This window comes from Enterococcus sp. RTP21361st1_A6_RTP21361_211029 (assembly GCF_040910045.1).
Classification (GTDB): Bacteria; Bacillota; Bacilli; order Lactobacillales; family Enterococcaceae; genus Enterococcus_D; species Enterococcus_D gallinarum.
In genome coordinates, this window is record NZ_JBDGBK010000014.1 from 1 (window position 1) to 13252 (window position 13252).

At 40.4% G+C, this 13252-nt stretch carries 10 protein-coding genes; 1 reads left to right on the forward strand and 9 read right to left on the reverse strand.

Annotated elements, in window-relative coordinates; all coding sequences use genetic code 11:
- Positions 1-167 precede the first annotated feature (167 nt).
- From AB5Z52_RS03990 to dnaE, 8 genes are all read right to left on the reverse strand, one after another.
- On the reverse strand, positions 168-1667 hold the full coding sequence (locus AB5Z52_RS03990; RefSeq protein WP_081132372.1) for a HAMP domain-containing histidine kinase: 1500 nt from the start codon (positions 1665-1667) through the stop codon (positions 168-170).
- A gap of 14 nt (positions 1668-1681) precedes the next feature.
- The gene (locus AB5Z52_RS03995) at positions 1682-2368 is read right to left on the reverse strand and encodes a response regulator transcription factor (protein ID WP_003127863.1); all 687 of its coding nucleotides are present in this window, start codon (positions 2366-2368) and stop codon (positions 1682-1684) included.
- 144 nt (positions 2369-2512) lie between these two features.
- Positions 2513-3934: an NADP-dependent phosphogluconate dehydrogenase gene (gene gndA / locus AB5Z52_RS04000; protein ID WP_003127861.1), complete on the reverse strand. Its 1422-nt coding sequence runs from the start codon at positions 3932-3934 to the stop codon at positions 2513-2515.
- Positions 3935-4132: 198 nt separating this feature from the next.
- On the reverse strand, positions 4133-4312 hold the full coding sequence (gene rpmF, locus AB5Z52_RS04005; RefSeq protein ID WP_003127860.1) for a 50S ribosomal protein L32: 180 nt from the start codon (positions 4310-4312) through the stop codon (positions 4133-4135).
- Positions 4313-4368: 56 nt separating this feature from the next.
- Positions 4369-4929, reverse strand: coding sequence for a DUF177 domain-containing protein (locus tag AB5Z52_RS04010; protein WP_005472104.1), 561 nt, complete (start codon positions 4927-4929; stop codon positions 4369-4371).
- A gap of 198 nt (positions 4930-5127) precedes the next feature.
- Positions 5128-6912: a pyruvate kinase gene (pyk, locus tag AB5Z52_RS04015; protein WP_288551627.1), complete on the reverse strand. Its 1785-nt coding sequence runs from the start codon at positions 6910-6912 to the stop codon at positions 5128-5130.
- 84 nt (positions 6913-6996) lie between these two features.
- Entirely contained in the window at positions 6997-7959 is a 963-nt protein-coding gene (pfkA, locus tag AB5Z52_RS04020; RefSeq protein WP_003127857.1) for a 6-phosphofructokinase, read from the reverse strand.
- Positions 7960-8127: 168 nt separating this feature from the next.
- Entirely contained in the window at positions 8128-11436 is a 3309-nt protein-coding gene (gene dnaE / locus AB5Z52_RS04025) for a DNA polymerase III subunit alpha (protein WP_086269371.1), read from the reverse strand.
- 149 nt (positions 11437-11585) lie between these two features.
- On the opposite strand from dnaE, the gene AB5Z52_RS04030 reads away from it, so the two are divergent.
- Positions 11586-11768 carry a YjzD family protein gene (locus AB5Z52_RS04030; protein WP_003127855.1) on the forward strand — a complete coding sequence of 61 codons (183 nt, stop codon included), beginning with the start codon at positions 11586-11588 and terminating at the stop codon, positions 11766-11768.
- A 47-nt stretch (positions 11769-11815) separates the two neighbouring features.
- Here the strand turns inward: AB5Z52_RS04030 and AB5Z52_RS04035 are convergent, their stop codons facing one another.
- Positions 11816-13018 (reverse strand): multidrug efflux MFS transporter, encoded by a 1203-nt coding sequence (locus AB5Z52_RS04035; protein WP_086269372.1) that lies wholly within the window; start codon positions 13016-13018, stop codon positions 11816-11818.
- Between the last annotated feature and the right edge of the window lie 234 nt (positions 13019-13252).

Sequence of the window (13252 nt, forward strand, 5' to 3'; positions counted from 1 at the left end):
CACTTAATCAAAGTAAGATAACAAAAAATCTGAGCCAGAATGAGGTTCATTCTGACCCAGATTTGATTTTGTACAACTCATCAGTCCTTATTGACAAAGAGCCGAAAAAACCAGCTGATTGTCGCTAACCTACAACAACCAGCTGGTTTCTTCGCAGAGGATCTGCGCTATTTCAAAACATCCTTACTAGATTGAACCACAGGAATATATATTCTAAAAATCGTTCCTTGCCCAATCACACTTTCTGCAGTAATGCGCCCTTTATAACTTTCCAATAATTGCTTAGCAATGGATAGTCCTAACCCATTTCCCCCTTTGGTTCTTGCTCTCGCCTTATCCACTCGATAAAATCGATTGAAAATTTTATCCAAGTCATCTTTGCTGATTCCTTCACCAAAATCCTGAATTGCAATCTCAAACGTTTGTCGATCAGAAGAAATAGATAAATGGACCTCTTTGCGATCTGTGGAGTACTTGACGGCATTATCTAAGATGATAATAATAATTTGTTCGAAATGATTCCGATAAATTTTTAAAGTCAATTCGTGGTAAAGATCATCATCCAATGTGAAAACAAATTCCGGGTAAAGAATTTTAAAATTATTAAATACTTGGTATACGACTTCTTTAGCTTTTGTCGTTTCATTCGCATAGTGGACATCTACTTGCTCAGCTCTGGAAAGGTCGAGCATTTCCTGCACAAGTGTCTTCATTCGACTGATTTCTTGCATGCTGGCTGCAAGCGATTCATCTAATACTTCTGGATCGTCCTTGCCCCAGCGCTGCAACAGGCTCATATGTCCTTCAATGATTGCCACTGGTGTCCGTAATTCATGAGAAACGTCCTCTACAAACCGTTCTTGCTGCTCGATATATAGCCGCATACGGTCGAGCATCTCATTAAAGATGTCTGCCAAATCAGATAATTCATCATTTGTATTCAGTTCAGGCATATGCACGGTCGATTGGGGATTCTTTCGAACGGTTTCCATTGTATCCCGCAAAACTTTCAGTGGCTGCAAGAAATAAGCAGATAAGAAAAAACCTAAAACGCTACTGAGAATCAAGGAAACGACTTCAAGTATGATTAGCGTTAACAAGAGCTTACTGCGAATTTCATAAAATGAGGTCAGTTCATAAAATGTTTGAGCATAACCAATTTTTTCTCTCGTTTCTTTTGAGTAGATTGGCTGGATCGACAAAAAGCCTGTAATATTGTCCAATGTCACGATCGTGGGCGGCTTTCGCTGCACATCGATCAGAGAAAGATTATTTTCATGGGTTTTGAAAATCAATTCCTGATTCAGATTATAAACAAATAAGCTCAAAGGAGACTGACCTAACTCGGAAATAAACGAGTCGATCTTCATTAAGTTCCCATCAATTGTTGAAGTTCGGTCGTAGATGCTCGTATCACCACTATCGTTCTTAGTTAAATTGCGATAGGTACGCACCAATGTCAATTCTTGGTCTGAATTGGCTAACCTAGAAGCTACTTCCGACATCGTACGCTCCACGTTATTTTCTTCTTTAGCCACAAGCAGGTTGATAGACGTTTTGTAAGTGATGACTGCAAAAATTGTAAAAACAACAAATATAAAGAAAGAACTTGCGAAGGCCCACTTCACAGTCAAAGAAGGCCCCTTCAGTTCTTTTAGTTTTTTCATTCTTTTTTTTAAGCTCACGAACGCATCACGTATCCTGTCCCCCGAACAGTTTGGATATAGCTTTCTTCTCCAGGTACGTCGATCTTATTCCGTAGATAACGAATATACACATCGACTACGTTTGTTTCTACTTCTGTTTCATAACCCCAAACTTTGTTCAGCAGAACATCACGGGCTAAGACGACATTGACGTTCTCCATCAAAGTAAGAAGCAACTCGTACTCACGCTTCGTCAATTCAATAACATCACTGCCTCGACGCACCACACGGTTTTCTTTCTCGATGGTTAAATCACGATAAGTGATCGTCGTTTGCTTGGCAACATTTTTGTCTCCTTCAATGTCGATTCGACGTAACAGCGCACGCAAACGAGCTAGTAGCTCTTCAATCGCAAAGGGTTTCACAATATAATCGTCTGCTCCGTGATCTAGCCCTGAGACCCGATCGATCACTGAATCTCTTGCTGTCATCATAATGATTGGCGTATTTTTGGTCTGGCGCACACGACGGCAAACTTCTAATCCGTTTAGTTCTGGTAGCATCAAATCAAGTAAGATGGCATCCCATTCATTGTTCAACGCTGCATCCAATCCAGTTCTGCCATTATAATGTACTTCGGTATTATAGCCTTCATGCTTTAATTCTAATTCCACGAATCGAGCTAAGTTCTTTTCATCTTCAATGATTAGAATATTACTCATTAGTTAGAGCTCCTTTATCGGTTATTCTGCATATAGTTAGACACTATCTGCTTTATTTTATCATGTATCTAAAAAATAAAAAAGAGATTGACCGAAAGTTCTCACTGTTCGGTCATTCTCTTAATTTGTTCTCAATTGTTCGACTTATTCTTCCTCATACCAAGAGTAGTGGTAAATTCCTTCTTTGTCCGTACGTTCATACGTATGGGCACCGAAATAATCCCGCTGTGCTTGGATCAAGTTTGCAGGCAAACGATCTGAGCGATAAGAATCAAAATAAGCAATTGCTGAAGAGAATGTTGGGACTGGTACGCCAGCTTGGACTGCCAATGCTACGACGTCACGAACGGATTGTTGATAGCGTTTTGTGATTTCCTTGAAATAGTCATCAAGCAATAAGTTTTCGATATCCGTATCTTTTTCATAAGCATCGGTGATTTTTTGCAAGAATTGCGCACGAATGATACAACCTGCACGCCAGATTTTAGCAATTTCACCAAATGGCAGTTGCCAATCATACTCTTTTGATGCGGTCCGTAATTGCGCAAAACCTTGTGCATAGCTCATGATTTTGCTGAAATACAATGCTTCCCGAATTTTCTCAACAAATTCTTGTTTGTCTCCTGTAAATTCGAATCCTTCAGGTTTTGGTAAGACTTGGCTAGCATTCACTCGTTCTTCTTTATAAGCAGAAATATAACGCGCAAAAACAGACTCTGTGATCAACGGCAGTGGAACACCAAGATCTAATGCACTTTGACTCGTCCATTTCCCCGTTCCTTTGTTGCCGGCAGCATCTAAAATCACATCAACGATTGGTTTCCCAGTACCTAAATCGTCTTTGCGTGTTAAGATGTCTGCTGTGATTTCGATCAAGTAGCTATCTAATTCCCCTTTATTCCATTCAGAGAAGATCTCCGCCATTTCAGAAACAGATAGCCCTAGAATTTTTTGCATCAAATCATAGGATTCAGCAATTAGCTGCATATCTCCATACTCGATACCATTGTGAACCATTTTTACATAGTGTCCTGCACCATTTGGTCCAATGTAGGTAACACAAGGAGTGCCATCTTCTGCTTTTGCTGAGATTTGTTCCAAAATAGGAGCCACTAACTCATACGCTTCTTTTTGTCCGCCAGGCATGATTGACGGGCCTTTCAATGCGCCTTCTTCTCCACCAGAAACTCCGGTACCGATAAAGTTGATACCAGAATTTGCTAATTCTTCATTACGACGGATCGTATCTTTGAAGAATGTGTTTCCTCCATCGATCAAGATGTCCCCTTTTTCAAGATGAGGCAATAATTCTTGGATGGTTGCGTCTGTCGCAAAACCCGCTTTGACCATCAAAAGAATGCGTCGTGGTGTTTCGATCGATTGTACGAACTCTTCAATCGTATAGGTTGCTTTAAAGTTTTTATCTGGATGTTCTTTTACTACTTCTTCTGTTTTAGATCCTGTACGGTTGAATAGGGCAACTGAATAACCGCGGCTTTCAATGTTCAACGCTAAGTTTTTTCCCATGACTGCCATACCGACAACGCCGATTTGTTGTTTTGTCATCACTCATCCTCCTAAGATTCAGTTATCTGTTTTATTATAGCGCAAAAGATAGTTGTTTTGAACTATTCTCTTTCAAAGAGTAAGAATTATTTCAGAAAAGTTCTAGTTTTCATGAAACTAATCTGAAACAAAAAGAAAAATCCTAAGGCTCCATGGTTAGCCTTAGGATTTTGAAATCCCTTTTTCTGTAAAAAAGGATTATGCTTCTTTTGTTGCTACATCTTTTCCATCGTAATGACCACAGTTTGAGCATACATGGTGGCTTTTTTTCATTTCACCACAGTTTGCACATTCGTTCAAACCGTTGATTGTCAATTTGTAATGAGTACGACGTTTTGCTTTTTTCGCTTTAGAAGTTCTTCTTGCTGGTACTGCCATTTTGCTACACCTCCTTGTAAATGAAAGCAACCTTGAGGCTGCAATTTATTCCAATCCTACGCGTTATCATCTTCTGAATCATTGAACAGTTCCGATAATTTTGCAAGACGAGGATCAATTTGTTGGGCTTGCGCTTCTTTTTGGTTTGCATAGTCTTCTTCTGATAAAACAGCCCAGTCATTTCCTGACGGCATTTCTGTGCTATTTTTCTCTTCCTCAGTAAGGACTTGCATGGGAATCGCAAGTAATAGGTTATCAGCAACTGAATCATCCAAACTGATCGTCTGACCTTCAATGATCAAGACATCTTCTTCTGGAATCATTTCATCTCGCCGCTGAAATTGCTCTGGTGTCATGAAGAGTTCATCCACTGTAAAATCCATTGGCAAAGCAACTGGAGTCAATGAGCGTGTTGAAGGTAACGTGATGGTTGTCTCCACTCGATAATGTAGGAGATATTCATGTTTTCCAACAGACATCATGCCAGTGATTTTCACAGGAGACAAATCAATGATCTGTCCATCGCGTTTTATCAATTGATTTTTTAAGTTCAACGTTTCGTCGAACATTAGCGGTGTCTCTTGGTATTTTTTTAATTCCAATAAAGACCATTTCATTTTTATCACCCCTAAGCAACAAAAGCAATTATACAGGGGTTATTTCCCTTTGTCAATGAAATTTTCTTGACACCTTTTTCATTTCTACAGCTGTAATTTTACGCACAAAAAAAGTGATTGCTTTTAGAGAAAAAAACAACAGACTCGCTACTTATGCACGAGCCTGTTGCCTCCATTAATCAATCTTTCGAAAGAAGATTAGATAGCTGTTGTTTCTCCACGGTAGACGATTCCACGACGAGAATCCACAGTAATCAATTCACCATCTTTGATCGTTGTTGTGGCATCTTTTGCCCCAACGATCACTGGAAGGTCTTTCGCAATGCCGACAACTGCTGCATGAGAAGTCAAACCGCCGTCTTCAACAACAAGTGCTGCTGCTTTCTCGATTGCAGGCATATATTCTTTATCTGTTGTTGGAACAACTAAGATCATGCCATCTTTTGCTTTAGCAATTGCTTCTTCTGCACTGTTGGCTACAACGGCATTAGAAACGATTGATTTTTCACCGATTCCTTGTGCTTCAAGCAATTTAGAACCGATCATTTGAATTTTCATCACGTTCGTTGTTCCACGTTCTCCAACTGGCACACCAGCAGTGATCAAAATCAAATCGCCTTCTTTGGCAAAATCAAGATCCACAGCTTGTTTAGCTGCTAATTCGAACATTTCGTCAGTTGTTGAAGGTTTTTCAGCAACTGTTGGATAAACACCCCAGTTTAACATCAAACCACGTTTTGTACGTTCGTCGAAAGTTACTGCCAAGATATCTGCATCTGGACGATATTTTGAAATCATTTTCGCAGTATAGCCAGATTCAGTTGCAGCAACGATTGTTTTTACGCCAAGATTTTTAGCTGCACGTGCCACAGAAAGACCAATTGTTTCTGTTACATCAGTTTTATCAAATTGGTTGATTTGGAAAGTACTCATTTCTGCTAAAGCATTTTCTGCTTCGATATCGATACGAGCCATCGTTGCAACAGCTTGTACAGGATAGTCTCCGTTTGCTGATTCTCCAGATAACATGGTTGCATCTGTTCCGTCAAAGACTGCATTGGCAACGTCAGAAGCTTCTGCGCGTGTTGGACGAGGATTTTGTTGCATTGATTCTAACATTTGAGTTGCAGTGATAACTGATTTACCTACCGCATTACATTTTTTGATGATTCGTTTTTGAACCATTGGTACTTCTTCTGCTGGAATCTCAACACCCATGTCTCCACGAGCAACCATGATACCGTCAGAAACTTTGATGATTTCATCAATGTTGTCGATACCTTCTTGAGATTCGATTTTAGAGAAGATTTGTACATGAGTCATGTTCTTTTCTTCAAGAATTTCACGAATTTCTAAAACGTCTTGAGCTTTACGTACGAATGAAGCTGCGATGAAGTCGATATCATTGTCTAATCCAAAACGAATATCGTCAGCATCTTTTTCAGTAATACCAGGCAAGCTGATTGATACGCCAGGTGCATTGACCCCTTTACGAGAACCCAACATTCCTGCATTTTTAACAACAACAACTAATTCACGTGCTGCTTCGTCTTTTTCGATGATCTCCATATCGATCAAACCATCATCAAATAAGATATGGCCGCCTACATATACATCATCAAATAATCCAGGATAGGTCACTGCAATCTTTTCTTTTGTTCCTTTGTGTTCTGGGTCCATTGAGATACGTGTTTGGTCACCAACGTTGAATTGGATATAGCCGGCACGACCATAATCTGCTTCAGTTGTATCTTGAACGGTTGTACGGATTTCTGCTCCTTTAGTATCTAAAAGAATCCCTACATCTTTACCAGTTTTCTTGACCGCTTCACGCACCATTGTCATACGTCCTAATTGTTCTTCATGATCTCCATGAGAAAAATTGAAACGGAAGACATTTGCACCGGCTTCGATCAGTTCAGAAATAATTTCTACACTATTACTTGCTGGTCCTAATGTGCTGACGATTTTTGTTTTTTTCATTACTAAACGCTCCTATTCATTTATTTAAAATAGCTTAATAAGCTTTTTTTACAAAATTACTGTTGCGTTTCATACTTCCTAAACTTAAAAGGAAATTTCCTTGTTCAAGTCGTATAAAGAAATATCTGGTTTGTGACGATTGTTTTCAAGCGTTTCGATGATATCTGCAGCAACCATCTGGTTGTTTTCGATACCGATGCACAATCCGCCTTTGCCTTGTTGAAGCAACTCAACTGCGTAAGCACCAAATTTACTTGCTAGAACGCGGTCTCTTGCGCTTGGTGATCCGCCACGAACAACGTGTCCTAAAATCGATACCCGCGTGTGGAAATCGCCATATTCAGATAATTTATCAGCAAATTCGTTTCCGCCCATCACGCCTTCTGCTAAGACGATCAAGCAGTGTTTCTTACCGCGGTCCCGTCCTTCACGAATTCGGTTCGCAACAACGGCCATATCAAAGTCATGTTCTGGGATGATGATCTCATCTGCCCCACCGGCAACTCCTGACCAAAGCGCAATGTCACCTGCACCACGACCCATTACTTCGATTACGAATGTCCGGACGTGAGAAGTTGCAGTGTCACGAATTCGGTCGATTGATTCCAATACTGTATTGATTGCTGTATCAAAACCGATAGTAAAGTCCGTCCCAGGAATATCATTGTCAATCGTTCCTGGAATACCGATCGCCGGAAAACCATGGCGTGTTAGAGCCATCGCACCATGATAAGAGCCGTCGCCACCAATAACGACCAACCCTTCAATACCGAATTTTTTCAGTTGTTCAATCCCTTTCAACTGACCTTCTTGTGTCGCAAATTCAGGATAGCGCGCAGAGTACAAGAATGTACCGCCTCGTTGGATCTTGTCACCTACATCTGCCACATCAAGACGGCGAATATCTCCAGCTACCAAACCAGCATAGCCGTAATTGATTCCATATACTTCCAGCCCATCAAAGATAGCCTTTCTTACAACTGCCCGAACCGCTGCGTTCATCCCCGGCGCATCGCCGCCACTGGTTAGAATTCCAATGCGTTTCATTATCCATTCACCTCATTAGTAGATTTGTTTAGGGAATTGGAACTCCCTTATTTGATACTTTTCAAGTAATAACCACGAGTAGTATTTTACCATTATTCCAGAGAAATGTCTTGAAATAGTGGGAAAAAGTTGAAAAAAGTGTAAGTAAAATTTAACGTTTTCGGAAAATTACTTGAAAACAACATTTTCCTCTCCCAACAAGTGCCCAAGCTTTCTTTCCATTTCTTCGTCTTTTTTTAGCCAGTTCTCTTCCGTCAGCAACACTTTTTTCCCGTTGCTTTCATAGAACAACACCACAGGAACCCGGCCTCGATGCTTTCTCAGCAACTGCGACAATTCTTGCAAATGGTTCGTCTCAACATCACGTGTGATCTTCAGATAACACGTTTGATCTGTTAGCTGTGCTTGCGCTTTTTCAGCTAGCTCTATTTTATCAGCAATCAGTTGTATTTCACCATTGTAACGACTTACTTCCACTTTTCCTTCAACATACAAGACGGCGTTTTCTGCAACGTCAGATCGTATGTGACGATACAATGTGGGAAAAACAGTGATTGAGACTTCTTTACTAGCATCTGTTCCTTCAAGAAACGCCATTTGCTCTCCTTTTTTTGTACGGATTTCTCGAATTTGACGCACATAAAATAGTATCCGGACACGTTCGTTGGGAACTAAGTCAGCGATTGCTATCGTCTGCTTCAACTGTTGCAGCTTCTGATATTGTTGGACAGGATGCCCTGATAAATAAACCCCTAGATATTCTTCTTCCAACGCTAACTTTTGCTCTAAGTCATAATCAGCGACTTCGGCTTCTTTGAGAGCCATTGTCTCTAACAAATCGAGACTGCCGCCACTATAGGTGATATTTTGGATTTTCCCTTCTAATTGGATAAGTGCTTGCTTCCGATTAGTGACCAATTCATCAAACGCACCAATACTTAACAACGGACGGATATAATCTTCTTTCAGCCATTTGTTATTCTTTTGATGCAAGCGCAACAGGAATTGATCTAAGGAGGAGAATGTTCCATTCTCCTTTCGTTCATCTAAAATATCTTGAATCAGGTCTCTACGTATTCCTTTAACACTGCTAAAGCCAAAACGAATCTGTTTTTCCGATTGAAGATAGAAACTATAGCCACTCTTGTTGATGGACGGCGGTAAGATTGCTACACCATACCGAGTCGCTTCATTCAAATATTCTTTTAATTTACCTGGATTATTCCTAACCGAGTGCAATAATGCAGCAAAAAATGGCCCTGGATAATGTACCTTTAAATACGCCATTTGGAAGCCGATAAATGAGTAGGCAAACGCATGAGAACGATTGAACCCGTAATTGGCAAAACGCTCAATATAATCGTAAACTTCTTCTGCTTTCTCCGCGGAAAAATGGTTGGCTACGGCTCCTTCAACAAAATGGCGCCGTTCTTCATCTAGGACGTCTTTTTTCTTTTTGCTGATGGCTCGCCGCAAGATATCTGCTTGACCAAGAGAAAAGCCTGCCATTTTAGAAGCAACTTGCATGATTTGTTCTTGATAAACAATGATTCCATAAGTATTTTGTAAAATCGGCACTAAAGCAGCATCCGGATAAACGACTTTTTCTTGTCCTTTTTTCCGTCGAATAAACGTATCGATATTTTGCATAGGTCCTGGCCGATACAACGCATTGACGGCTGCGATATCTTCGATACTTTCAGGTCCAAGTTTTCGCAAAACATTTCTGATCCCCGCTGACTCAAACTGAAAGATTCCGGCAGTATCGCCTTGCTGAAATAGTCGCAGCACAGCTGGGTCATTTAAAGGAATAGCTTTCTGGGTAACTGTTTCATTTGTAACTCGCTTGATCCCTCTTAAAGTATTGTCAATGATTGAAAGATTCCGTAATCCTAAAAAATCCATTTTTAACAATCCCACTGTTTCCACATCATTCATTGTGAACTGAGTCAAGAGGATCTCATCACTTCCTTGTTGAAGGGGGACTAGATCCAAGAGATTCTTGTCGCTGATCACCACACCAGCTGCATGGGTGGAAACATGTCGAGGCAATCCTTCCAGTACCTTAGCCACTGCAAACATCGTTTCATTTCGTTCATTGAAGGTAGCCAATTCTCGTAATTGATTGGATTGCTCATAAGCTAAAGCCAATGTCATTTTTAATGCGTTAGGAATGGCTTTTGACCAGCGATTGGCTTCGCTTTGTGACAAACCAAACACTCGTGAAACATCCCGCAGCACCATTTTGGCCGCCATCGTTCCAAAAGTAGCAATTTGCGCCATGTACTCCTGACCATATTTTTGACGGACATAACGCAAAATCTCATCACGTCTGTTATCAGGTATATCTAAATCGATATCGGGCATGGTATAGCGTTCGGGATTCAAGAAACGCTCAAACAGCAAGTCATATTCAATTGGATCGACATCGGTGATGGCTAATACGAAAGCTACTAATGAACCTGCTGCTGAGCCCCGCCCTGCGCCGGTAACAATTTCGTTCTTGTGAGCAAAATCCATCACATCCCAAATGATCAAAAAGTAATCGTCAAATCCCATTGTATGAATAACGGATAGTTCATAATCCAAACGCTGACGGTAAATATCTGTGACCTGCGTAATACGTTCAGACAACTTTTCAAAACACAGTTTTCTAAGAAAATCAGCCGCATTTTCCCCTTCTTCTAAAGGGAAATGCGGGAGCAAACGTTGATGGAGAGGAATCGTCAGAGTACATTCTTCTGCAATTCGCTGATTATTTACCAATGCTTCTGAATTCTCTCCAAATGCCTGAATCAGTTCCGCAGGCTGTTCTAAATAATACGTTTCGGAAGATTGTTCCTTCGCTTTACGAAAATCTTCGATCTGAGTACCGTTCTTAATATGTTCCATGACTTGAACAGCAAATAGTTCTGCTTGTTCCAGTGCTGCTACGGGTTGATAAGCGCACAGCTCAAGACCGTGCTGTTGAAACCACTCTCTTTCTGGCGTTGCCGCTGCTTTTTGAACACCCAGGAAAAGACTCTTTTGATCAAAACGAGCGACAAAGTCTGTCAATGCTCGAGAAAGCTGTGCCAAGTCTTCCGATTGATCTGGAGAGAAACCTTGCCCTTGCGGCAAAATACCAAACAGATCTGGTAACGTTAAGTATTCAGATAGATCCAAGTGACCGTTGATCATTTTCTCACTGGAAAGGCGCATCAATAATCGGTAGCCTGATAGATTCTTTGCAAAAAGATACAATGGAAAACGCATAGTGGACGTGCCAAACGTGCAATCGAATAATACACCAATCACAGGTTTGATTCCGGCATTTTGGCATTGCTGATAAAATTCTAAGGCTCCATATAACACATTGTGATCTGCCAGCCCCAAAACTTTATAACCAGCTTTTTTGGCAGCAGCAATATAACGAGGAATTTTGATCGTACTTTGAAGTAAGGAATACGCGCTTAAGGTTGTCAATTGATGATACATAGAAAATCCCTCCGAAAATGATAATTCCGTTTGTTTCTGCTTTATTTCTAATTTGAAAAGAATAAATGAAAATGTGAAAATCTTTACATTGAAATTTTTTGTGATAAACTAAAGTCGAAAAGCAAGATACGCAGAAAAGAGGTGTCGTCATGCGCTACTTAGCAACATTATTTTGGACATTTATCTTAGGCCAAGTTGTCGGCTATCTAGGCAGCTCACTAGCGGGAGCTACTTATGATTTCCAATTGACCTCAATCATCTCTTTGGTAGCAGGTGTACTAATTATCCTTCTTGGTTTGATTGCACCTTCGCCAAAAAAGACAAGTCATTAATAGAAGAAAAACCAGTTACCTTCATTGTAACTGGTTTTTTTTTCTTTTCAACTGAGATCGTGCTTATGAAAATTTTTACGGAAATTAAATGTAGAAAGACAAATATTCAAAAAGACAAACGCACTGGTTACCCAAAACACGGCTGGGTAGCCAAAACTATGGGCAACGGTTGAACCGACCATTGGACCAAGCACTTGTCCAAAGTTAGAAAACATTTGGTTGTAACTATAAATTCGACTAACACCTTCCATTGGAGTGATTTTACTGATTAACGTATTGATCGATGGCATTAACGCACCAGTAGAGAAGCCCAAAAGAAAGCGTAGAACGCCCAATTGGAATGGTGACGTAACAAAGCCCATTGGAATAAAGCAAAGGAATGAAAGCAGTAGTCCTCCTAATAACACTTTATGATTTCCGTAGCGGTCCCCTACTTTACCTAATATTGGCGAAGAAATAATAGCTGAAACACCGGCAATCGATACGATCAACCCGCTGACAAATAAAAGGTTCCCTGTATTGCCGCTTAGATCACGGATATATAAAGTCAAAATTGGACTGATACTTGTTACACCAAGTTGCAGGATCAATGAAGTAATAAATAAGCCAATCAATAGTTGTAGGTTTTTGATTTGTCCAAAAATTTCTTTGACAGATAGAAGGTCCCCTTTTTCAACAGGTGCGAAATCTTCTTGAACCAAAAAGATCGTTAGCAGCAATGTGATCAAAAGAACGATCCCTGTGATGATAAATACATTCTTCATACCAAACCACTGTGCTAAAGCACCACCCATAGAAGGCCCGATCAAGTTTCCGGCGATAGCTCCGGTTGCTAATGTTCCTAGTGCCCAGCCACTCTTTTCTTTCGGGGCTTGAGAAGCAATCAATGCTGTCGCATTTGGAATATAACCCGAAAGGATCCCCGTAAAGAAGCGCATAATCAATAGCCAGTAGACATTCGGTACAAAGGCTAATGAGCCCATGGTGACTGTCATACCAGCAGCCGCCCGAATCATCATCAATCTGCGACCTTTCTGATCTGCTAAATTTCCCCAAACCGGTGCAATGATTGCAGCTGCAAACGCAGTCACTGAGATTGCCAGACCTGAAAACAGCTCGATTTGGCTTTTTGGCGCCCCCAACTCTTCAATATATAGCGGAATAAACGGCATAACTAAACTAAAACTTGCACCAGTAAAAAAACAGCCAATCCAAGAAATTAGGAGATTTCGTTTCCAATCAATTTTCATGTCAAAACCCTCTTTCTCTTAAACTATACCGCATTTTTTAAAATAGTAAAATTAAAAAAGACAGAAGATTGTGTGATCTGTCTACAAAATAAAACTATCCCCACTACAACCGATTTCGCCTTCTTTGTTCTTTACAGCCCACATAAAGCAGCTCATCGACCAAAGAAAGAATCCGTTATAGTTTGGATAGTTCATTGTCAAAAGCACGACCAGAAATCAGTGCTCTTTATTGAT